The following is a 22410-nucleotide window of genomic DNA, read 5'->3' on the forward strand; positions in this document are numbered from 1 at the left end:
CGCCATGAAGACGTTGACTTTCCTGCTCTCAACGGTCATTGAGCTGTATACGATGGCGCTTTTGCTGCGCGTCTGGATGCAGTGGGCCCGCTGTGATTTTTATAACCCGTTCTCGCAGTTTGTCGTGAAAATCACCCAACCTGTTGTGGGGCCGCTGCGCCGTATTATTCCGGCGATGGGCCCCATTGACAGCGCATCTCTGCTGGTAGCGTTTATTCTGAGCGTTATCAAAGCGATTGTGCTGTTTATGGTCATCACCTTCCAGCCGATCATCTGGATTGCTGCCGTCCTGATCCTGATTAAAACCATCGGTCTGCTGATCTTCTGGGTGCTGCTGGTCATGGCCATCATGAGTTGGGTCAGCCAGGGCCGTAGCCCGGTGGAATATGCATTGATTCAGCTGGCCGAACCGCTGCTGCGCCCTATCCGCAACCTGCTCCCGTCAATGGGCGGCATCGACTTTTCCCCGATGATCCTGGTTCTGCTGCTGTATGTCGTTAATATGGGCATTGCCGAGCTGTTACAGTCCACGGGCGATATGCTGCTGCCGGGGCTGTGGATGGCGCTATGAGTGCAGTAAGCACCTGCACTGATGGGCTGGTTTTACGGCTGTATATTCAGCCGAAAGCCAGCCGTGACAATATTGTTGGACTGCATGGCGACGAGTTAAAAGTCGCCATCACCGCCCCACCGGTAGATGGCCAGGCAAATGCGCATCTGACCAAATATCTGGCAAAACAGTTTCGCGTTGCTAAAAGCCAGGTCATCATAGAAAAGGGTGAACTTGGGCGGCATAAACAGGTAAAAATCCTTAATCCGCAATCCATCCCGACGGAAGTCGCGGCTCTGATTTAACAGGATAAAACGATGCAGAAAGTTGTTCTCGCTACCGGCAACGCCGGTAAAGTGCGCGAGCTGGCCTCGCTATTAAATGATTTTGGGCTGGATGTGGTGGCGCAGACCGAGCTGGGCGTGGAGTCCGCCGAAGAGACCGGCCTGACGTTTATCGAAAACGCGATCCTCAAAGCACGCCATGCCGCACAGGTCACCGGCCTGCCCGCGATTGCCGATGATTCCGGTCTGGCGGTTGATTTTCTGGGCGGTGCTCCGGGCATTTACTCTGCCCGCTATTCAGGCGTGGACGCCACCGACCAGCAGAATCTGGAAAAGCTGCTTGTCGCCCTGAAGGATGTGCCAGACGAACAGCGTACCGCGCAGTTCCACTGCGTGCTGGTTTATATGCGTCACGCTGAAGACCCCACGCCTGTCGTCTGCCACGGCAGCTGGCCGGGGGTGATTACCCGTGAAGCCACCGGTAACGGCGGCTTTGGCTACGATCCGATTTTCTTTGTCCCGACTGAGGGCAAAACCGCTGCGGAACTGACCCGCGAAGAAAAAAGCGCGATTTCCCACCGAGGACGCGCCCTGAAACTGTTACTGGAAGCCCTGCGTAATGGCTAATTTGCCGCCTCTGAGTCTTTATATTCATATCCCCTGGTGCGTGCAGAAATGTCCGTACTGCGATTTCAACTCGCATGCGCTGAAAGGTGAAGTGCCGCACGATGATTACGTTGCGCATCTGCTGGCCGACCTGGATGCCGATGTACCTTACGCACAGGGACGTGAAGTGAAGACCATTTTTATTGGTGGCGGTACGCCGAGCCTGCTGTCAGGCCCGGCGATGCAGACGCTGCTGGACGGCGTGCGTGCGCGCCTGAATCTGGCAGCGGATGCTGAAATTACGATGGAAGCCAACCCCGGTACCGTTGAGGCCGACCGTTTTGTCGAGTATCAGCGGGCGGGCGTGAACCGGATTTCCATCGGCGTGCAGAGCTTTAGCGAGCCGAAGTTAAAACGACTGGGGCGTATTCACGGCCCGGAAGAGGCGAAGCGGGCGGCAAAGCTGGCTACTGGGCTGGGTCTGCGCAGTTTTAACCTCGACCTGATGCACGGCCTGCCGGATCAGTCGCTGGAAGAGGCGCTGGACGATTTGCGTCAGGCGATTGCCCTGAACCCGCCGCATCTTTCGTGGTATCAGCTGACCATCGAGCCCAATACGCTGTTTGGCTCTCGTCCGCCGGTGCTGCCGGATGACGATGCGCTGTGGGATATCTTTGAGCAGGGCCATCAACTGTTGACCGCCGCAGGCTATCAGCAGTACGAAACGTCGGCCTATGCGAAGCCGGGCTACCAGTGCCAGCACAACCTCAACTACTGGCGCTTTGGCGACTATCTGGGCATTGGCTGCGGCGCGCACGGTAAAGTGACGTTCCCTGACGGACGTATCCTGCGTACCGCAAAAACTCGCCATCCGCGCGGGTATATGGAAGGTCGTTATCTCGAACGTCAGCACGATGTCGAGGCGGTGGATAAGCCGTTTGAGTTCTTTATGAACCGCTTCCGCCTGCTGGAAGCCGCGCCGCGTAAAGAGTTTGCCCTTTATACCGGGTTGCCGGAAACCGTGATTCGCCCACACATTGACGAGGCGCTGGCACAGGGGTATCTCACGGAATGTGAGGAATACTGGCAGATCACCGAGCACGGCAAACTGTTCTTAAACTCCCTTCTTGAGCTGTTCCTCGCCGAAGAATCTGAAGGCTGATTCAGGATTTTGCATCCCGTTCTGCCAGCTGAGGGAAAGGCTGGCAGAGTGTGGGGATGGAAAAATCAAAACAACTCCGCAAACAAATGACACCCGAAGAGATACGCCTCTGGTATTTGCTCAGAGGTCGTCGCTTCTTTGGGTATAAGTTTCGCCGTCAGATGCCAATTGGTGCGTATATCGTGGATTTTGTCTGCTTTAAGGCAAAGCTAATTGTTGAGCTGGATGGGGGGCAACATCAGGAAAAAGAGGAGTATGACTCGCATCGTACCGAGTTTTTAAATACCAACGGATGGGAAGTCGTACGGTTCTGGAATAATGAGTTTCGCGTTAACGAAGAGGAAGTGTTGCATATCATTCTTCAACGACTGCAGAGCCTGATGCCCTCACCCTAACCCTCTCCCACAGGGAGAGGGAACGATTACACCCTCTCCCATGGGGAGAGGGCTGGGGTGAGGGGCCCTGCGCGCAGAGGGGCTACTTCAACGTCCCCACCAGCGCCTTCCTGCTGTCTTCCAGCGACACCACGCGTTTACACACGTCTTTACCGAACTGCTGGAAATCGGCTTCCTGATTCTTCCACTCGTTCTGAATCGAGGTCTGCAGACCGCCCAGGCTACCCAGTACGCCCTGCAACGGGTTACCGCCGCCTTTCAGTACCGCTTTGGCGCCCATCTCGTTAATGCTGTCCTGCAGGATACCGCCCATGGCCTGATTCACCAGCTGCTGGCCGTCAGCACGCACCTGATCAATCGCTTTGTAGTGGAAGGTCAGGCCGTCGGTACGATGCTCGATAATCCGGTTCATCTGCTCTTTCAGCTGTTTGTCGAGCTTCGTCAGGCGGGTGCGCATGTTGCTGCTCTCACCCACCTCTTTGGTAATGATCTTATCCAGCGCAACGCGGCCTTTCTCAACGCGGGTTAGCGCGCCTTCGTCAATCCACGGCAGCGCGGTACGCAAATCGGCCTGGTAGTCTCTGGCCTGCTCACGCTGCGCGGCGGTCAGGTTGTACTGTTTGCCATTGAACGTGACATCACCCTGCGGCGTGATGACCAGATTGCCGTTCTCACCTTTAACCTGAACGGTTTGCGGACTTAACACCACGTCATCACGCGGGGTGACGCTACATTTATACTCCGCATGGGCGGTGAATCCGGTTGCCATTAAGGCAACAGCCAGCAACGTTTTGCGCATCTTTAACACTCCCTCAGACAAAATGGGCCAGCTAATGCTGGCCCCTGACTTCTTTATTAGTCCCACCAAACGTCGAAAAGTTCGCTGACGCGAACATCTTCCAGCTTGTGGTCTTCAAGCCATTTACGTACCAGCGCCTGATGTTCTTCGGTGCATTTACCCACTTCCTGTGTGCAGATAAGACCTTCCCACGCCAGATAGCCGCTACCGTCGAAGGCCAGCTTGTTTGGCTCGATCACCTCGTTGATGAACGCATCAACGTCCTGATCGATCTGCTCAACGCTGGTGCCTTCCGGGAAACGCCAGGCAACGGAGAAGCCCACTTCCTGGAATTCTTCGATGTGCATCTTTTTACGCAGACGACGGCTACGATTCTTTGCCATTATTTCACCCTCTCGAACATTAAGTCCCATACGCCGTGACCAAGACGATGGCCACGCTGTTCAAATTTCGTTACCGGACGCGATTCCGGACGCGGTACATAGTCGTTGCTCTCTGACTGGTTTTTATACCCGTCCAGAGACGACATCACTTCCAGCATATGTTCCGCATACGGTTCCCAGTCGGTCGCCATATGGAAGACACCGCCCAGTTTCAGCTTACTTTTTACCAGCTCAGCAAACGGCGCCTGAACGATACGGCGCTTATTATGACGTGCTTTGTGCCACGGGTCAGGGAAAAAGAGCTGAACCATGTTCAAAGAATTGTCAGGAATCATTTTGTGCAGCACTTCTACCGCGTCGTGACACATCACGCGCAGGTTCTCGACCCCCTCTTCGTGGGCGGTGGCCAGACACGCGCCAACGCCTGGAGAATGCACTTCTATGCCAAGGAAGTTCTGCTCCGGGCGGGCTTTCGCCATGGTCACCAGCGAGGTGCCCATACCAAAGCCGATCTCCAGGGTCACTGGCGCATCGCGACCGAACAGGTCGGCAAAGTCGAGCGGCTGCTCGCTGAACTCAACGCCCATCACCGGCCAGTAGTTGTCCAGCGCGTGTTGCTGCCCTTTTGTCAGGCGACCCTGACGGCGGACAAAGCTGCGAATACGGCGCAGCGGGCGACCGTTTTCATCAAATTCCGGTGAAATGACGTCGTTTTTCATAAAAGAGTTGTCTGCTTGTGAGAATGTTCGGGAAACGGGCATTATCCAAAGTTAAGGCTTCTATGCAAGCATGGGAAAGATCCGGTTTACAGCAGATTGACGCTGTGCTGCAATCGGCGTCCCTGATTATACGAATCGATGACCATGCAAGCCTCTCAATTTTCAGCCCAGGTGCTGGACTGGTACGACAAATACGGGCGTAAAACCCTGCCCTGGCAAATTGAAAAAACGCCTTACAAAGTATGGCTCTCCGAAGTGATGTTGCAACAAACGCAGGTTGCCACGGTGATCCCTTACTTTGAGCGTTTTATGGCGCGCTTTCCCACGGTAACCGATCTGGCCAACGCGCCGTTAGATGAGGTGCTGCACCTGTGGACAGGGCTTGGCTATTACGCCCGCGCGCGCAATCTGCACAAAGCCGCACAGCAGGTCGCGACGCGCCACCACGGTAAATTCCCGGAAACCTTCGACGAGGTGGCGGATTTACCCGGTGTCGGACGATCCACCGCGGGTGCCATCCTCTCACTGTCCCTCGGCAAACATTTCCCGATCCTTGACGGTAACGTGAAGCGCGTGCTGGCACGTTGCTATGCGGTTGACGGCTGGCCGGGGAAAAAAGAGGTCGAAAAGCGGCTGTGGGAGATCAGCGAAGCGGTGACCCCGGCAAAGGGCGTGGAGCGGTTTAACCAGGCGATGATGGATCTCGGTGCGATGGTCTGCACGCGCTCGAAACCAAAATGCGAGCTCTGCCCGCTCAATAACCTGTGCGTGGCGTACGCAAATCATTCCTGGGCGCAGTATCCCGGTAAAAAGCCTAAGCAGACGCTGCCGGAGCGCACCGGTTACATGCTGTTGATGCAGCACGGGGACGAGGTCTTTCTGGCGCAGCGCCCGCCGAGCGGCCTCTGGGGTGGTCTATACTGCTTCCCACAGTTTGAAGATGAAGCCACGCTGCGGGCCTGGCTTAAACAGCGCGGCATTGCTGCCGATAACCTGACGCAGCAGACCGCGTTTCGCCACACTTTCAGCCATTTCCATCTGGATATAGTGCCGATGTGGCTTCCCGTGTCCTCCGTTGCCTCGTGCATGGATGAAGGCACCGCTCTCTGGTATAACTTAGCGCAACCGCCATCAGTCGGGCTGGCGGCTCCCGTGGAGCGCCTGTTACAACAATTACGTGCCGGTGCAATGGTTTAGCATCGGCTAAAAAAGAGGAATGAGTATGGCCAGAACCATTTTTTGTACTTTCCTGCAGCGCGACGCTGAAGGCCAGGACTTCCAGCTCTATCCGGGCGAACTGGGTAAGCGCATTTATAACGAGATCTCCAAAGAAGCCTGGGGACAGTGGCAGAAAAAACAGACCATGCTGATTAACGAGAAAAAACTCAGCATGATGAACCCGGAACACCGCAAGCTGCTGGAGCAGGAGATGGTGAACTTCCTGTTCGAAGGTAAAGACGTCCACATCGAAGGTTATACGCCGCCGGAAAAATAACAGCGCGCGGGGGAAACCCCGCCGTTCAAGCAAACACAACACGCACTCCCGGAATGATGAAAAAAATTTTAGCGCTAGCCCTTGTTGCGCCGTTGCTTGTCTCGTGTTCATCCAAAAAAGGCGATGAATACAATGAAGCCTGGGTTAAGGACACCAACGGTTTTGATATTTTGATGGGGCAGTTTGCCCACAACATCGAGAACATATGGGGATTTAACGAAGTTCTTATCGCCGGACCTAAGGATTACGTTAAGTACACCGACGCCTACCAGACCCGTAGCCACATCAACTTCGATGACGGTACGATCACGGTTGAAACCATCGCGGGGACTGACCCTGCGGCGCATTTACGGCAGGCCATTATCAAAACCCTGCTGATGGGCGACGATCCGGGTTCTATCGATCTCTACTCCGACGCCGACGACATTACCATTTCTAAAGAGCCGTTCCTGTACGGTCAGGTCGTGGACCAGACCGGTCAGCCTATCCGCTGGGAAGGCCGCGCCACGAAATTCGCCGACTATCTGCTGCAAACGCGTCTGAAAAGCCGCACCAACGGCCTGAAAGTGATTTATAGCGTCACAATTAACCTGGTGCCGAACCACCTCGACAAGCGTGCGCATAAGTATCTGGGCATGGTGCGTCAGGCCTCACGTAAATATGGCGTGGATGAGTCGCTGATCCTGGCGATCATGCAGACCGAATCGTCCTTTAACCCGTACGCCGTGAGCCGTTCCGACGCGCTGGGGCTGATGCAGGTTGTCCAGCACAGCGCCGGTAAAGACGTGTTCCGCGCACAGGGGAAATCCGGCACGCCGAGCCGTAGCTATCTGTTTGACCCGCAAAGCAACATTGATACCGGTACGGCCTATCTGGCGATGCTGAATAATGTCTATCTGGGCGGGATTGATAACCCAACCTCACGTCGTTATGCGGTCATTACCGCGTACAACGGCGGTGCAGGCAGCGTGCTGCGTGTCTTCTCGAATGACAAAGTGCAGGCCGCAAATATCATCAACAGCATGGCGCCGGGGGATGTGTACGCCACCCTCACCACCCGCCACCCGTCTGCGGAATCCCGTCGTTATCTGTATAAGGTGAATACGGCGCAGAAGAACTATCGTCGCCGATAATCAACACACCTTCTCCTGCAAGGAAAAGGTGTTCTGCTTCCCCTCTCCCTGTGGGAGAGGGCCAGGGTGAGGGCATCAGGCCGCACCCACCCCATCTCACCCCACCCATACGAAAATGTTATTTGCATCACAATCCAAACTGCAAATTAATGTGGATTGCATTTTTTTGCGGGAGGTAACAAAACATATCGTTGCCAACTGATAGAATTGCATCAAATAACAACCCTGAATGTTCCTATAACAACATATCTCCCGCTCACTTGTGAGGAAAGTAACATGAACCTTAAGCTGCAGCTTAAAATATTGTCGTTTCTGCAGTTCTGCCTGTGGGGTAGCTGGCTGACTACACTCGGCTCCTATATGTTTGTGACGCTCAAGTTCGATGGTGCGTCAATCGGTGCCGTCTACAGCTCGCTGGGTATCGCGGCGGTCTTTATGCCAACGCTGCTGGGGATCGTGGCGGATAAATGGTTGAGTGCGAAATGGCTATACATGCTTTGCCACCTGGTGGGCGCGGGCACGCTGTTTATGGCAGCCCAGGTCACCACGCCGGGGGCGATGTTTATGGTGATCCTGCTTAACTCGCTGGCCTACATGCCAACGCTTGGGCTGATCAACACCATCTCCTACTACCGCCTGAAATCCGCCGATATGGATATCGTGATCGACTTCCCGCCTATCCGTATCTGGGGCACCATCGGTTTTATTATGGCAATGTGGGGCGTGAGCTTCGCGGGCTTTGAACTGAGCCATATGCAGCTCTACATCGGTGCGGCGCTCTCCGTGGTGCTGGCACTGTTTACCCTGACGCTGCCGCATATTCCGGTATCTAACCAGCAGAAAAACCAGAGCTGGAGCACCATGCTCGGCCTGGACGCTTTCGCGCTGTTTAAAAACAAACGCATGGCGATCTTCTTTATCTTCTCCATGCTGCTGGGCGCAGAACTGCAAATCACCAACATGTTCGGCAATACCTTCCTGCACAGCTTCGATAATAACCCGCTGTTCTCAGGCAGCTTTATCGTTGAACATGCCTCGGTAATGATGTCCATCTCGCAGATCTCTGAGACGCTGTTCATCCTGACCATCCCGTTCTTCCTGAGCCGCTACGGCATCAAGAACGTCATGCTGATCAGTATTGCCGCGTGGATGTTGCGCTTCGGCCTGTTCGCCTACGGCGACCCAAGCCCGTTCGGCACCGTGCTGCTGGTTCTGTCGATGATTGTTTACGGCTGCGCCTTCGACTTCTTCAACATCTCCGGTTCGGTGTTTGTGGAAAAAGAGGTGAAACCTGAAATCCGCGCCAGCGCACAGGGTATGTTCCTGATGATGACCAACGGCTTCGGCTGTATCCTGGGCGGTGTGGTGAGCGGTAAAGTGGTTGAGATGTATACCACCAACGGCATTACCGACTGGCAGCCAGTGTGGCTTATCTTCGCCGCATACTCGCTGGTGCTGTTCTTCGCGTTTATCGTGCTGTTCCAGTACAAGCATGTACGCGAACCGCACGGCGCACAGCCAGTCGCGCATTGATTATTGTGCCGGGTAGGCGAAGCCGCCACCCGGCTATTTTATTGCAGCAAGCACCCACCCCACCGACAGCAAATCCGCGCTGCCGCCCGGGCTCAGGTTGCGTTCAATCAATGCGTTATCCATTCTACGCAACGCTTCACCATCCCAGCCGTCAGCCAGCAGTTCCCGCGCATAGTCCTGAACGTAGCCCAGCCCCTCAATGCCGCCGCGCGACAACAGATTGCTGTCCTGATTGATTGCCATCAGGCGTAACAGCAGGCCGTGAAGTGAATGTCCGTTCCACTGCGCCAGCGCTTTACGCACCGTCGCAAAACCACTCTCCGCCTCGCCGCGCGCGCCGGTTAAGCCGTACTGCCGGAACTGCCGCTCCCCCGCCGTCGCCTGCCCGCTGCGTTCGGCCAGCTCTCGCGAAACCAGCCCGTGGCAGATGTTACTCACCTCACAACAGAGGCTTTCTGCGGAGATATTTTTCACACGCCCGGCGGCGAAGCAGAGTAAACCAAGGGCAAAAATGCCCCCTTTATGCGTGTTCACCCCGTTCGTCGCGGCATACATCGCCTGCTCACAGGCCATCCCCATCGGGCGGAGGAGCCGTAACTGTTCGCCTGCGGGTTTATCGGCATGCGTGTTACCCAACTCAGCAAAGCGCGAAAACCACGGCGTAATCGCCATAATGCTGCGGACAAACAGCGCGTGATCCATATCGCGATGGGAGCCGTTATTGAGCCTGTCCACCAGCCCCGGTTTCGGTGTCAGCGCCAGCTCCTGCCACAGCGCCTCTGCGGCAAGCGCGGGGACGTCAAGCGGGCGCGGTTTAGTCGCGAGCAAACCAGTCATCGATCATCTTCTCCACGCGCGCCACCACCTGCTCCACAGGATGTTTGCGCGAACGGGAACAGGCGTGGGCCGGTTCATCACAAATCAGGCAGCGTCTGAGATGGGAGCCCAGCGACTGACGTCCAACGTGGCCGTTTTCAGGGCAAATCACATCCAGATCCCACAGCCTGCCAAGCGGGTGCGTCTGCTCCAGCTCCGCACAGTGGGCTTTGATTTCTGCCGCGGGATGGGCCACACACCACAGCGCTTCGGGCCCGGTCGGGAGCCACAGCACCTGGCGGTCCAGCACCTGCCAGCGGTTTTCCCACAGCAGCTGGTCGCACATTTGTAACGCCACGCCCATGGTGTTGCGATAGCGCAGGCTGTCTTTGATCTCCCCGGGTGTTAACAGCGTGAGGGAGATCACCGGTTGTTGATAGTGCGTAAGCCAGTCAGCCTGACGGGCTGCGCGGCGCTCTTTCGCCGCCAGCAGCGCGTCCAGGCTGACACCCGCCCGCACGGGTGTCGCAATGGTCATATTCACTCCTTTACCTGTCGAACGGTGTCGATCACGCTGCCGTCGCGGTAGCGGATCACCCCGACAATTTTGTCTGTGAACTCAATTGGTTTCGGTACGCCTGTCAGCGAAATTGCCCGCTCATAGAGGGCGTTGATATCCACAACCTTCAGCCCTGCTTCCATGAGGCGTTCGCGGATCTCCGGGCGCGCCGGGTTGACCGCAATGCCGTGATCGGTGACCAGCACGTCGATGCTTTCGCCCGGCGTGAGGCGTGTGGTAACGCGCTTCACCACCGTCGGAATGCGGCTACGCAGCAGCGGCGCAACGACAATGGTCAGGTTCGCCGCGGCGGCCACGTCGCAGTGCCCGCCGGACGCGCCGCGCATCACACCATCGGAGCCGGTAATGACGTTAACGTTGAAATCGACGTCAATCTCCAGCGCGCTGAGGATCACTACGTCCAGTTGGTCGCAGCTTGCCGCCTTACTGCCGGGGTTGGCGTAGACGTTAGTGGAGATCTCCACGTGGTTCGGGTTGCGCGCCAGCGAGGCCGCCGCCTGGCCGTCGAAGCACTGGGTATCGAGCAGCTTTTCGATCAGCCCCTTCTCGTGCAGATCTACCAGGCTGCCGGTGATGCCACCCAGCGCAAAGCGTGCCTTCACGCCGCTGCGCTCCATCTTCTCTTCCATAAAGCGGGTGCAGGCGGTGGCCGCCGCGCCGGAGCCGGTCTGCATCGAGAAGCCCGGTTTAAAATAGCCGGAGTGCTCAATCACATCCGCCGCATAGCGGGCAATCATCAGCTCGCGCGGGTTACTGGTGACGCGCGCCGCGCCGACGCTGATTTTTGCCGGATCGCCCACGCTCTCCACCTGCACGATGTAGTCCACCTGATCCTGCACCAGGCTGGCGGGCATATTGGGGAACGGCACCAGCGCTTCCGTCAACAACACCACCTTGCGGGCAAAATGGGCGTCCACCATCGCGTAGCCCAGCGAGCCGCAGCACGATTTCCCGTGCGTGCCGTTGGCGTTACCAAACTCATCGCTGCACGGCACGCCAAGAAACGCCACGTCAATGTTCAGCTCACCGTCCTGCAGCAGCTTTACGCGCCCGCCGTGAGAGTGAATTTGTACCGGCTCGTTCATCAGCCCGTGGGAGATGGCATCCGCCAGCTTGCCACGCATGCCGGAGGTGTAGATCCGGGCGATCACCCCGCTTGCAATATGCTCGATCAGCGCGTCGTTGCAGGTCATCAGCGAGCTGGAGGCGAGGGTCAGGTTTTTGAAGCCCATCCGCGCCAGCAGCGCCACGACGGTGTTGATCACCAGGTCGCCTTCACGAAACGCGTGGTGGAAGGAGATGGTCATTCCGTCCTTCAGGCCGCTACGCCTCACCGCCTCTTCAATGGAGGCGCAGAGTTTACGGCTGTGTTTCGCGTCGCTGTCCGCCAGCCACGGCGTGGCGCTGTGGGCGGTATCAAACGGTTTTAACTCCCGCAGATGGGGAAAATTCACATGGAGAAGTTCTGTCTGGTTCATTGTGTCATCCTTACCGACGCACGCCGGAAGCCGCCGCGCGTTCGAGCACCACCTGCGCGTGGTTAATAATCGGTGCATCCACCATCTTGCCGTTGAGCGACACCACGCCAAGGCCGTTACGTTCGCCCTCTTCTGCCGCTTCAATCACCCGCAGGGCGTGATCTACCTCTTCCTGGGTCGGCGCGTAGGCGTTATGCAGCAGGTCTATCTGGCGCGGGTTGATCAGCGATTTGCCGTTAAAGCCCATCTTGCGGATCAGATCGACCTCGCGCAGGAATCCGGCCTCATCGTTAACGTCTGACCACACCACGTCGAAGGCGTCGATGCCTGCTGCGCGAGCGGCGTGCAGCACGGCGCAGCGGGCGTAGAACAGCTCGGTGCCGTCGCCGCGCTCGGTCTGCATGTCCATCACGTAGTCAAAAGCCGCCAGTGCAATACCAATCAAGCGCGGCGAGCTGCGGGCAATCGCCACGGCGTTGATAACGCCAATGGCCGATTCAATCGCCGCCATCACGCGGGTAGAACCAACCTCGCGCCCGCACTCCTGCTCGATACGCTCAAGGTGGCCTTCCAGCTCGTAGATGTCGTCCGGGGTGTCGGTTTTCGGCAGGCGGATCACGTCCACGCCGGCGCGCACGGCGGCTTCCAGATCCAGCAAGCCAAACGGCGTGCTCAGCGGGTTTATACGCACCACGGTTTCGATGTCCTGATACATCGGGTGCTGCAGGGCGTGGAACACCAGCATTCGCGCGGTGTCTTTCTCGCGCAGAGCAACGGCATCTTCAAGGTCAAACATGATGGAGTCTGGACGGTAGATAAACGCGGTTGAAAGCATGGCGGCGTTGGCGCCCGGCAGGAACAACATACTGCGGCGGAGTTTGCTCATTTCAGCGCCCCCCAGTTAATGGCCTGTTCATCGGCAGCACGCAGAAGCGCGCTTTGCAGGCGGGCGCGGATCACACAGTCCAGCGCCCCTTTGTCTTCAATAATGATAAGTCCCTGGTGCACGTTCATGGCGCGCAATGTCTCGTTGACCACCTGGCGAATTTGCTCGCCAAACTGCTTAATCACTTCACTGTGGATGACTATCTCCAGCTCGCCGTGAGCGGGAGCAATTTTCACCATCAGGTCGCTGGACTCCTGCGTTCCGGCCAGCGCCTCCCTTACAATTTTCATGATAAATTCCTGGTAGTTAAGCGACTTCGGCACTCGCACGGTAGTGTGTTTCGAGGTGCGCGAAGGTGGAGTCCGGGACAATCTCCCGGATCCGGGAAAACTGCTGAGTCTTGAGCAAGCGGCGCACTTCGGACGCTGAAATGGCATTGCCGGTGGCCTTGATGCGCGGCATTTCCACCACCTCAATCTGCGGGCTCAGCAAGGCGTGCAGCGTCTGGTTGTACTGACGGGTGATATCGCAAAACGGCTCGGAGCCGATAAAACGATGGGTAATGCCCAGCGCCGGTGCGATAAAGTCGCGGAAGATCAGCACGTCGATTTCGCTCCACGCCTGCTGCACTTTGCCGGTCTCTTTCAAAAAGTAGGCCGGGAAGGTGGCGCGGGAGATGATGTACTGCGAGCCTTCGTGCACGGTCACATTTGGCAGATGCGCGACGCCCGCACGCACCATTCCGAGGCGCGCGCTGAACGGAAAGAACGAGGCATCTTCACGCACCACAAACAGATGCAGGGCGTCACACTGCATCGCCGCCTGCTCCACCAGATGACGGTGGCCGAGGGTGAACGGGTTGGCGTTCATCACTATCGCGCCAGTCTTCTCCCCGCCCTTGCGCATCCTGCCCAGGGAACGGCAGTAACGCTCGATCCCCTGCGGAGTGTTCTCCATCAGCACGGCGTTGTTGCCGCTCTGGGCAATCGGCCAGAAGCCGCTACGCGCAAAGCGCTCCTTATTGCACGGTCGCGTGCAGAGGAAGAGGTGAAAATGACCGCGCTCCAGCGCCGCATTCTGCACCTCCGCCAGCAGGCGCGCACTGAGGTTCTCGCCGCGAAGCTGCTCGTTCACGGCCACACACTTGATGACGTTGGCGGCAAGACCGGCGCAACCCACCAGTTGCGCGCCAGACCAGGCTTCGACAAACAGCGTGATGTCGTTGTCCAGGCCAAGGCCGCTGTCTGCCAGCAGATAACGGATCTGGCTTAAGCGTTCCGGGTGTTTCGCCACCAGCGTGTGGCGAAAATCGATGGGTTGACTGTTCATGCCGCCTTTCTCAGTGTGCCGCCGCAAGCCCGGTGGCTGGCGCTTCCACAATCACGTTGCTCAGATGACCGATATGCTCGATCTCCACTTCAATGCGATCCCCCTCTTTCATAAACAGCGGCGGATTACGCTTTTTACCCACCCCGCCCGGGGAGCCGGTGATGATCACATCGCCCGGACTTAAGCGGGTAAAGGTGCTGATGTACTCGATCAGCTCCGCAACCTTGTGGATCATGCTGCTGGTGTTATCTTCCTGCACCATGCGGCCATTCAGCCAGGTGCGGATCGCCAGCCTGTGCGGGTCCGGGATCTCATCGGCCGTTGCCATCCACGGGCCAAACGCGCCGGTCTGACGCCAGTTCTTACCGGCTGTAAACCAGGTGTGCTGCCAGTCGCGGGCGGAGCCGTCCATATAGCAGCTGTAGCCCGCCACGTGGCGCAGCGCCTCGTCACGGCTGATGTTTTCCCCGCCCTTGCCGATGATCACCGCCAGCTCGCCTTCGTAGTCGAATTCGCTGGAGTGACGCGGCTTCAGCACCGGCTCGTTGTGGCCGGTCTGCGAATCCGGGAAGCGCACGAACAGCGTCGGTGCCGGGTTGTGCTGGTCAAACTCCTTGCGCTTGTCGGCGTAGTTCATGCCCACGCAGAGGATTTTTTCCGGCTGCTCAATCACCGGTAAGAAGGTGATGGCGCTCATCGGCACGTCCACGGCATCGTTCAGGTAACGGGTGGCCTGCGCCAGCCCGTTGCCCTGCAGCAGCGCTTTGAGGTCGCTGTAGCGGTCGCCGAGACGGCGACCTAAATCAATCACACCTTCGGCCTGGACGATGCCGTAGCTGCGTTTTCCCTGGTATAAAAAGCTTGCGAGTTTCATTGTTCTTTCCTGAAAACTTAAACGAGGAAGTTGCCCAGAATCAGCAGTGAGATAGAGACGTTAATCGCGCCGCCGATACGGGTAGCAATCTGGGCGAAGGGCATCAGGCTCATACGGTTGCCTGCGGTCAGGATCGCCACGTCACCGGTACCGCCCTGGCCACTCTGGCAGCAGGAGACGATGGCGACATCAATCGGGTGCATACCAATCTTTTTGCCGACGAAGAAGCCGGTCGCCACCAGCGAAGAGACGGTGCTGATAATCACCAGCAGGTTAGTCAGCGTGAAGGCCGCGACCAGTTCATGCCATGGGGTGATCGCCACACCGACCGCGAAGAGGATGGGATAGGTCACCGAGGTCTGGAAGAATTTGTACACCACCTGAGAGCCTTCCAGCAGACGCGGAGAGGCACCGTTGCAGAGCTTCACCAGCACCGCCATAAACAGCATGCCAACCGGCGCAGGCAGACCAATCAGCTTGTGGCCGAGCATGCCCAGCATGTAGAGCAGCACCGCCAGCAACGCACCGGAGGCGATGGTGGTGACGTCCGCTTTGCCAGAGAACGCCGGTTGAGAAACGGTGGCATCGGCATTCGCGCGGTTCGGCATCAGCTGACCTTCACCGGTCAGGTGCGGATAACGCTTGCCCAGCTGGTTCAGACAGCCGGAGATGATGATAGCGGTCAGCCCGCCGAGCATAACCATCGGCAGCACACGACCGAGCGCCACGCCCTGATCCATGTGCAGCAGGGTGGCGTAGCCGATGGAGAGCGGGATAGCCCCTTCGCCCACGCCGCCTGCCATAATCGGCAGAATGATAAAGAAGAAGATCTGGAACGGCTCAAGACCCAGCGCCAGACCCACGCCCATCCCCACCAGCATGCCGACGATCTCGCCGCACAGCATCGGGAAGAAGATGCGCAGGAAGCCCTGAATCAGCACGGTGCGGTTCATGCTCATGATGCTGCCGACAATAATGCAGCAGATGTAGAGATAAAGAATGTTGGTGGATTTATAGAACTTCGTGGTGGATTCCACTACCACATCCGGCAACAGGCCGTAATAGACCAGCGCGGAGGGGATAAAGGTGGCGCAAATCGCCGCCGCGCCGAGCTTGCCGACAATCGGCAGGCGTTTGCCGAACTCACCGCAGGCAAAGCCGAAGAACGCCAGCGTCGCCACCATCACCACGATATCGCTTGGCAGTTTTCCGCCCAGACAATCAATGGCAATCAGCGCGCCCGCCAGGACAAACAGCGGCAGAGGAATAATCCCGATTTTCCAGGTATCCATAATATGCCACCAGCGCTCTTTGAGCGATGGCCGCTGAATATCAATCGGGTCTTGGGTAACAGAGAAAGAATCGTCAGTTGTGCTCATAATAAGCCCCTTAGTTATTTTGTGCGTTCAGCTTAGAGTCACAAAGGCTTACTTTATGTGAGGAATGGCATATTAAAAGCGAAGTTTTAATGGCGACTATGGTTTTAATGGTTTCTTTTATTTAATGTGATTTGCCCCTTATTTATTGCCGTGGTTTTTATGGTTTCTTTTCTAAACCGAACAAACAAATAACATTTACACGGTCGTGTTTAAGGGAAAACCCTTTCAGATAATTCTTTTGCAGGCCTTGCTGTGCAAGGGATCACAAGTTTTCGGCAAAGCGGGTATCCACGCGAAAAAAGATGATATATTGACAAACTTCGTTGATACCACGCGTGATTGTTATGAAAGTATCGTTTCAGATTAAGCTGTTTGTTTCGCTGGTTGTCTTTTTCTCAGTGCTTTTTGCTTTGCTGGGCGGATATTATTATGTCGACGTTAGCCGACAGCTTTATCAGGAAATGAGCGCACGCGCAAAAATACAGGCGGAAGAGATCGCCCTTATTCCGTCATTACGAAAAGAGGTCGAACAAAAAGATATCAACGCCATTCACGATTTTATGCAGAAAATAGCCACCCACAGTGATGCCAGTTTTATTGTGATTGGCGATAACAAAGGGCTGCATCTGTTTCATTCCGTTTTTGCGGACAGAGTGGGCCATACGCTGGTCGGCGGAGACAACGAAGAGGTGCTGCGCGGTAAAAGCACCACCACTATCCGCAAGGGAGGATTAGGCATTTCGCTGCGCAGCAAAGCGCCCATTTTTAACGATGCCGGTCAGGTAGTGGGAATTGTCTCGGTAGGCTATCTCACCAGCTATCTTGAAACCATCACCGTCAGTAAAGTGGTTAACATCCTGATCGCCGCCGTACTGTTACTGCTTGCCCTCTTTATCTTCTCCTGGTTCTTTACCCGCAGTATCAAGAAGCAGATTTTCTCCCTGGAGCCGCGAGAGATTGGTCTGCTGGTGCGCCAGCAGAAGGCGATGATGGAGTCCATTTATGAAGGGGTGATCGCCATTGACGATGAACGGCGAATAGAAGTGATTAACCAGGCGGCACGCAAACTGCTGGGCCTGAGCCAGCCGGCCCGGGAACTGCGCGGGCAGCTGATAAGCGAGGTAATCGATCCTGTTCCGTTCTTCGAAACACAAACGATGCTCGCCAAAGATACCCATGACGAGATTTGCCGCTTTAACGATCTCACGGTGATCGCCAGCCGGGTGCGCATCATGCTTGAGAACTCTCTGCAGGGCTGGGTGATCACCTTCCGCGATCGCAACGAGATCGACTCGCTCAGCGCCCAGCTCAGCCAGGTCAAACGCTATGTTGATAACCTGCGCATTATGCGTCACGAGCAGCTAAACCGGATGACCACTCTCTCCGGCCTGCTGCATATGGGCCGCTACGAGGAGGCGATTGGCTACATTCAGGCGCAGTCGGAACACGCTCAGGAGCTGCTGGACTTTATCTCTTCGCGCTTCAGCTCCCCGACACTGTGCGGCCTGCTGCTGGGGAAAGCCGCGCGGGCGCGGGAGAAAGGCGTCGAGCTGAACTTCGACCCGATCTGTCGTCTGGACAGACCGTTCCTCGCGCTGCCTGAGGAGGCGCTGATTTCTATCATTGGCAACCTGCTGGATAACGCCATTGAAGCGACCCAGCGCTCGCCGCTTCCGCATGCTCCTGTGGAAGTGCTGATAAAACTGAGCGAACAAGAACTCATCATCGAAGTGGCCGATCAGGGCGTTGGCATTAAACCGGAGATCCGTGACAGGATATTTGAGCGCGGCATCACCACCAAAACGCGCGGCGATCACGGCATTGGTTTGTATCTGATCGAAAGCTATGTCACACAGGCTGGCGGTGCAATTGAGGTTGCCGATAACACGCCGCGGGGGGCGATTTTCTCACTGTTTATCCCCGCCACGGGAACCGCCCGGCATCCCGCACAGGAACAGGAAGATACCGATTATGCAACATGAACTTATCGACGTACTGATAGTTGAAGACGAGAACGAACTGGCGCAACTGCACGCAGAGCTGATCGGCAAACATCCGCGTCTTAGACTGGTGGGGATTGCCTCGTCGCTGGCGCAAGCGCAGGTTGAGCTTGAAAGTAAACAGCCGCAGCTGATGTTGCTGGATAACTACCTGCCGGACGGGAAAGGCATCACCCTTATCAGTAACCCGATGCTCGCCCGCGCCAATTGTTCGGTGATTTTCATCACCGCCGCCAGCGATATGGACACCTGCAGCCAGGCCATTCGTAACGGGGCGTTTGATTACATCCTGAAGCCAGTTTCCTGGAAGCGGCTCAGCCAGTCGCTGGAGCGTTTTGTGCAGTTTGCTGAGCAACAGCGGGTCTGGAAGATTGTTGACCAGCAGAACGTCGATTCTTTATACCAGCTACAGGCGAAAAACTACCGCCAGGACAACGGCAGCAAAGGCATTGAGGAAAATACGCTGGCGCGGGTGCAGGCGCTGTTTAACGACAAGGCGACGCACTGTTTTACGGTGGATGAGGTGGTGAGTGAAACGGGTCTGAGTAAAACCACCACCCGGCGCTATCTGGAGCATTGCGTGGAGGCAGGTTTTCTGACGGTGGAGATGCTGTACGGCAAGATTGGGCATCCGCGGAGGATGTATAAACGTAGTGCGGTTTGAAGAAAAGTTCCCTCTCCCTGTGGGAGAGGGTTAGGGTGAGGGCAACAGCCCGCACTATCTCAATACATACCCATAAAGCCGTTTAATCCCGTCGGCATCCTTTTCGCTGTAAACGCCCTGCAGCTCCGGCGAGAAGCCCGGCAGCAGGTTAATCCCCTCTTCCAGCGCCAGGAAGTAACGCTGCACCGCCCCGCCCCAGACTTCTCCCGGCACCACGCACAGTACACCAGGCGGATACGGTAGCGCGCCTTCGGCAGCAATGCGCCCTTGCGCATCACGGATGCGCACCAGCTCCACGTTCCCGCGAATGTACGCCTGATTGGCATCCTGCGGATTCATCACCACCGCGGGCAGGCTCTCCTTGCGGAACATCGCCTTCTGCAGATCTTTCACATCAAAACTGACGTAGAGATCGTGCATCTCCTGACACAGCTGGCGGAGCGTGTAATCCCGGTAGCGTACCGGGTATTTCTGATAGATGGTCGGCAACACGTCCGCCAGCGGCGTATCGTCTTCAATATGCTGTTCAAACTGGCCAAGCATCGCCACCAGCTGCGCCAGCTTCTCGCTGCTTTCGGCAGGTGTCAGCAGGAAGAGGATCGAGTTCAGATCGCACTTCTCCGGCACGATGCCATTTTCCCGCAGATAATGCGCAAGGATGGTCGCCGGAATACCGAAATCGGTATATTCCCCGGTTTCAGCATCAATGCCCGGCGTGGTCAGCAGCAGTTTGCACGGATCGACAAAGTACTGATCGCGGGCATAGCCCTCAAATCCGTGCCATTTCGCCCCCGGCTCAAAGCTGAAGAAGCGACGTTCGCTGGCGATGACCTGAGTTGGATGATCCTGCCACGGACGGCCTGCCACCACTGGCGGAATAAACGGTTTGATCATATGGCAATTTGCAATGATCGCCTTACGCGCTTCAATCCCCAGCTCGACGCACTCCGCCCACAGCCTGCGTCCGCTCTCCCCTTCGTGAATTTTTGCGTTCACATCCAGTGCCGCAAACAGGGGATAAAACGGGCTGGTGGAGGCGTGCAGCATAAATGCGTTGTTCAGGCGTTTGTGCGGACAGAAACGCGCCTGACCCCGGATGTGGTTATCCTTTTTATGGATCTGCGAGGTTTGCGAGAACCCGGCCTGCTGTTTATGCACCGATTGGGTCACGAAAATGCCCGGATCGTTCTCGTTCAGCTCCAGCAACAGCGGGGAGGTTTCCGCCATCATCGGAATAAATTGCTCGTAGCCCACCCAGGCAGAGTCAAAGAGGATGTAATCGCACAGATGGCCGATCTTGTCGATCACCTGACGGGCGTTGTAGATCGTGCCATCGTAAGTACCAAGCTGGATCACTGCCAGGCGGAACGGGCGGGTCTCGTCTGCCTTCTCCGGCGCAACGTCGCGGATCAGATTGCGCAGGTACGCGTCGTCAAAGCAGTGTTCGTCAATCCCACCGATAAAGCCAAACGGGTTACGCGCCGCTTCCAGATACACCGGCGTCGCGCCTGCCTGAATCAGGGCCCCGTGATGGTTAGATTTGTGGTTATTGCGATCAAACAGCACCAGATCGCCACGGGTCAGCAGCGCATTGGTCACCACCTTGTTGGCCGCCGACGTACCGTTCAGCACGAAGTAGGTTTTATCCGCGTTGAACACTTTCGCGGCGAACTTTTGCGCATGCTTGGCGGAACCTTCGTGGATCAGCAGATCGCCGAGCTTCACGTCGGCATTGCACATATCGGCGCGAAAAACGTTCTCACCAAAGAAGTCATAGAACTGTCGTCCCGCCGGGTGTTTTTTGAAAAACGCCCCGTGCTGGTGGCCCGGACAGGCAAAAGTGCTGTTGCCCATTGCAACATACTGGCTCAGAGTGTCGAAAAACGGCGGTAACAGGTTCTCTTCGTAACGACTGGCGGCAGACTCCAGTTCCAGGAACTCCTGCGCTTTACCCGAGATGACAGCCGTGGCGCCATCGGGCACGTCCGTCGGCTCTTGCGAGAATAAATAGACCGGTAAATGAAAGCCCGTGCGTTTCAGCAACGCAAGAATGCCACTGCGACTCTCCGCGAGCGTAATGACGACTGCCGCCACATCGGTAAAATCAGTGTTATCCAGCGTCACCTTTTCGCGATGCGTGGACACAGTGGAAACCAGCTCACGGCTGACGGCGATTTTCATGGTTTTCATAGGCGCTATATACCCTCACCGAACGGTGAGACAGGGAGGAGAAAATTCGCGCAATAATGTCACCTTTTATTTTGAGGTGCAAGAAGGAATCAGTATGCACTTCACCACCCAAAGCTAAGCGTAAAAAAGCGCTGGCGTGTCATAATCATGCAATACCTATGATTAAGTAACAGGAGTTTTCCGTGGTTATCGGGCCATTTATCAACGCGAGTGCCGTATTGCTGGGCGGCGTACTCGGTGCAGTGTTAAGTCAGCGATTACCGGAGCGTATTCGCGTCTCTATGCCCTCCATTTTTGGCCTGGCCTCCCTCGGGATTGGCATTCTGCTGGTGATAAAATGCGCCAACCTGCCGGTTATGGTGCTAGCCACCCTGCTCGGGGCGCTAATTGGTGAGTTTTGTTATCTGGAAAAGGGGATTAACAACGCGGTCAGCAAAGCGAAAAACCTGATAGCCCGTCCGGGCAAAGCCAAACACGGCACCCATGAGACGTTTATTCAAAACTACGTTGCCATCATTATTCTCTTTTGCGCCAGCGGCACCGGGATTTTCGGTTCGATGCAGGAAGGGATGACCGGTGACCCCAGCATTTTAATCGCGAAGGCGTTTCTCGATTTCTTCACCGCTACGATTTTTGCCACCACGCTCGGTATCGCGGTGGCCGCGATTTGTGTGCCAATGCTGCTGATTCAGCTGGCGCTCGCCACCTGCGCCACCCTGATCCTTCCGCTGACCACGCCCGCGATGATGGCAGATTTTACCGCCGTTGGCGGTCTGCTCCTGCTGGCAACAGGGCTGCGCATCTGCGGGATCAAGATGTTCGCGGTGGTGAATATGCTGCCCGCCCTGCTGCTCGCCATGCCGCTTTCCGCGCTGTGGACCCACTTTTTCGCTTAAGATTGCGACGAACTGGTGAGAGATTGTGCATCCTGTAACGAAAACAACATTTTTCGTTGACGGCGGAGAGTGAATCGGGTTTAATGCGCCCCGTTGCCCGGATAGCTCAGTCGGTAGAGCAGGGGATTGAAAATCCCCGTGTCCTTGGTTCGATTCCGAGTCCGGGCACCACTTCTTCAGAGCCTGTTCGTTAAGAGATGAGATCCTTAACGGGCAAGACAGTAGTCCCCAGACGGCATGATGATGGTACTTGTGTTAC

General features: G+C 56.5%; 24 protein-coding genes and 1 tRNA gene. 13 read left to right on the forward strand and 12 right to left on the reverse strand.

The window, feature by feature from the left end; translation table 11 throughout:
- Window positions 1–4: 4 nt before the first annotated feature.
- The 5 genes from ACMWKA_RS09145 to ACMWKA_RS09165 are packed head-to-tail and all read left to right on the forward strand — an operon-like array spanning window position 5 to window position 2997.
- Window positions 5–571, forward strand: a complete 567-nt coding sequence (locus ACMWKA_RS09145) for a YggT family protein (protein WP_013098667.1) — start codon at window positions 5–7, stop codon at window positions 569–571.
- A complete protein-coding gene (gene yggU / locus ACMWKA_RS09150; RefSeq protein ID WP_020687057.1) occupies window positions 568–855 on the forward strand; it encodes a DUF167 family protein YggU in 288 nt (95 codons plus the stop codon). Before ACMWKA_RS09145 ends, yggU begins: the two co-directional genes overlap by 4 nt.
- Window positions 856–867: 12 nt before the next feature.
- Window positions 868–1461: an XTP/dITP diphosphatase gene (locus tag ACMWKA_RS09155; RefSeq protein WP_058680986.1), complete on the forward strand. Its 594-nt coding sequence runs from the start codon at window positions 868–870 to the stop codon at window positions 1459–1461.
- Window positions 1454–2602, forward strand: a complete 1149-nt coding sequence (gene hemW, locus ACMWKA_RS09160) for a radical SAM family heme chaperone HemW (RefSeq protein WP_130626698.1) — start codon at window positions 1454–1456, stop codon at window positions 2600–2602. The genes ACMWKA_RS09155 and hemW overlap by 8 nt, the downstream gene beginning before the upstream one ends.
- A gap of 56 nt (window positions 2603–2658) precedes the next feature.
- Entirely contained in the window at window positions 2659–2997 is a 339-nt protein-coding gene (locus ACMWKA_RS09165) for an endonuclease domain-containing protein (RefSeq protein ID WP_040021717.1), read from the forward strand.
- 82 nt (window positions 2998–3079) lie between these two features.
- On the opposite strand, the gene ACMWKA_RS09170 is transcribed toward ACMWKA_RS09165, so the two are convergent.
- From ACMWKA_RS09170 to trmB, 3 genes are read right to left on the reverse strand one after another with little or no spacing between them, the layout of a single operon-like run.
- Entirely contained in the window at window positions 3080–3796 is a 717-nt protein-coding gene (locus ACMWKA_RS09170; protein ID WP_014833228.1) for a DUF2884 domain-containing protein, read from the reverse strand.
- A 56-nt stretch (window positions 3797–3852) separates the two neighbouring features.
- On the reverse strand, window positions 3853–4179 hold the full coding sequence (locus ACMWKA_RS09175; protein WP_003862421.1) for a YggL family protein: 327 nt from the start codon (window positions 4177–4179) through the stop codon (window positions 3853–3855).
- Window positions 4179–4898 carry a tRNA (guanosine(46)-N7)-methyltransferase TrmB gene (gene trmB, locus ACMWKA_RS09180; protein WP_020689542.1) on the reverse strand — a complete coding sequence of 240 codons (720 nt, stop codon included), beginning with the start codon at window positions 4896–4898 and terminating at the stop codon, window positions 4179–4181. The genes ACMWKA_RS09175 and trmB overlap by 1 nt, the downstream gene beginning before the upstream one ends.
- Before the next feature lie 138 nt (window positions 4899–5036).
- Between trmB and mutY the strand changes: the two genes are divergently transcribed.
- From mutY to ACMWKA_RS09200, 4 genes are all read left to right on the forward strand, one after another.
- On the forward strand, window positions 5037–6095 hold the full coding sequence (mutY, locus tag ACMWKA_RS09185) for an A/G-specific adenine glycosylase (protein ID WP_414760139.1): 1059 nt from the start codon (window positions 5037–5039) through the stop codon (window positions 6093–6095).
- Window positions 6096–6120: 25 nt separating this feature from the next.
- The gene (locus tag ACMWKA_RS09190; RefSeq protein ID WP_013098674.1) at window positions 6121–6393 is read left to right on the forward strand and encodes an oxidative damage protection protein; all 273 of its coding nucleotides are present in this window, start codon (window positions 6121–6123) and stop codon (window positions 6391–6393) included.
- A gap of 56 nt (window positions 6394–6449) precedes the next feature.
- On the forward strand, window positions 6450–7526 hold the full coding sequence (mltC, locus tag ACMWKA_RS09195) for a membrane-bound lytic murein transglycosylase MltC (protein ID WP_013098675.1): 1077 nt from the start codon (window positions 6450–6452) through the stop codon (window positions 7524–7526).
- Window positions 7527–7802: 276 nt separating this feature from the next.
- On the forward strand, window positions 7803–9059 hold the full coding sequence (locus ACMWKA_RS09200) for a nucleoside permease (protein ID WP_414760140.1): 1257 nt from the start codon (window positions 7803–7805) through the stop codon (window positions 9057–9059).
- A gap of 33 nt (window positions 9060–9092) precedes the next feature.
- Here the strand turns inward: ACMWKA_RS09200 and citG are convergent, their stop codons facing one another.
- The 8 genes from citG to ACMWKA_RS09240 are packed head-to-tail and all read right to left on the reverse strand — an operon-like array spanning window position 9093 to window position 16401.
- Window positions 9093–9896 (reverse strand): triphosphoribosyl-dephospho-CoA synthase CitG, encoded by an 804-nt coding sequence (gene citG / locus ACMWKA_RS09205; RefSeq protein ID WP_414760141.1) that lies wholly within the window; start codon window positions 9894–9896, stop codon window positions 9093–9095.
- A complete protein-coding gene (citX, locus tag ACMWKA_RS09210; protein ID WP_414760142.1) occupies window positions 9874–10413 on the reverse strand; it encodes a citrate lyase holo-[acyl-carrier protein] synthase in 540 nt (179 codons plus the stop codon). The genes citG and citX overlap by 23 nt, the downstream gene beginning before the upstream one ends.
- Window positions 10414–10415: 2 nt before the next feature.
- Window positions 10416–11933, reverse strand: a complete 1518-nt coding sequence (gene citF, locus ACMWKA_RS09215; protein ID WP_414760143.1) for a citrate lyase subunit alpha — start codon at window positions 11931–11933, stop codon at window positions 10416–10418.
- A gap of 10 nt (window positions 11934–11943) precedes the next feature.
- Entirely contained in the window at window positions 11944–12819 is an 876-nt protein-coding gene (citE, locus tag ACMWKA_RS09220; protein ID WP_013098681.1) for a citrate (pro-3S)-lyase subunit beta, read from the reverse strand.
- Window positions 12816–13109, reverse strand: a complete 294-nt coding sequence (gene citD / locus ACMWKA_RS09225; protein WP_013098682.1) for a citrate lyase acyl carrier protein — start codon at window positions 13107–13109, stop codon at window positions 12816–12818. The genes citE and citD overlap by 4 nt, the downstream gene beginning before the upstream one ends.
- A gap of 16 nt (window positions 13110–13125) precedes the next feature.
- Window positions 13126–14148 (reverse strand): [citrate (pro-3S)-lyase] ligase, encoded by a 1023-nt coding sequence (citC, locus tag ACMWKA_RS09230; RefSeq protein WP_013098683.1) that lies wholly within the window; start codon window positions 14146–14148, stop codon window positions 13126–13128.
- A gap of 10 nt (window positions 14149–14158) precedes the next feature.
- Entirely contained in the window at window positions 14159–15022 is an 864-nt protein-coding gene (locus ACMWKA_RS09235; RefSeq protein WP_023621451.1) for a fumarylacetoacetate hydrolase family protein, read from the reverse strand.
- 17 nt (window positions 15023–15039) lie between these two features.
- Complete coding sequence (locus tag ACMWKA_RS09240; RefSeq protein ID WP_058684402.1) at window positions 15040–16401, reverse strand: 2-hydroxycarboxylate transporter family protein; 1362 nt, start codon at window positions 16399–16401, stop codon at window positions 15040–15042.
- Between the two features lie 344 nt (window positions 16402–16745).
- Between ACMWKA_RS09240 and ACMWKA_RS09245 the strand changes: the two genes are divergently transcribed.
- Window positions 16746–18383, forward strand: coding sequence for a sensor histidine kinase (locus tag ACMWKA_RS09245; RefSeq protein ID WP_038420564.1), 1638 nt, complete (start codon window positions 16746–16748; stop codon window positions 18381–18383).
- The gene (locus ACMWKA_RS09250; RefSeq protein WP_014833240.1) at window positions 18373–19065 is read left to right on the forward strand and encodes a response regulator; all 693 of its coding nucleotides are present in this window, start codon (window positions 18373–18375) and stop codon (window positions 19063–19065) included. The genes ACMWKA_RS09245 and ACMWKA_RS09250 overlap by 11 nt, the downstream gene beginning before the upstream one ends.
- Window positions 19066–19119: 54 nt before the next feature.
- Here ACMWKA_RS09250 and ACMWKA_RS09255 read toward each other — a convergent pair whose 3' ends face one another.
- Entirely contained in the window at window positions 19120–21255 is a 2136-nt protein-coding gene (locus ACMWKA_RS09255) for an ornithine decarboxylase (RefSeq protein WP_058650706.1), read from the reverse strand.
- A 182-nt stretch (window positions 21256–21437) separates the two neighbouring features.
- Between ACMWKA_RS09255 and ACMWKA_RS09260 the strand changes: the two genes are divergently transcribed.
- Together ACMWKA_RS09260 and ACMWKA_RS09265 are read left to right on the forward strand one after the other, a co-directional pair.
- The gene (locus ACMWKA_RS09260) at window positions 21438–22151 is read left to right on the forward strand and encodes a DUF554 domain-containing protein (RefSeq protein WP_013098689.1); all 714 of its coding nucleotides are present in this window, start codon (window positions 21438–21440) and stop codon (window positions 22149–22151) included.
- Between the two features lie 95 nt (window positions 22152–22246).
- Window positions 22247–22322: transfer RNA gene (locus ACMWKA_RS09265), tRNA-Phe, on the forward strand.
- The last annotated feature ends 88 nt before the right edge of the window (window positions 22323–22410 follow it).

Source organism: Enterobacter sp. 03-F-07-AD-ECC (genome assembly GCF_047530935.1).
Classification (GTDB): Bacteria; Pseudomonadota; Gammaproteobacteria; order Enterobacterales; family Enterobacteriaceae; genus Enterobacter; species Enterobacter cloacae.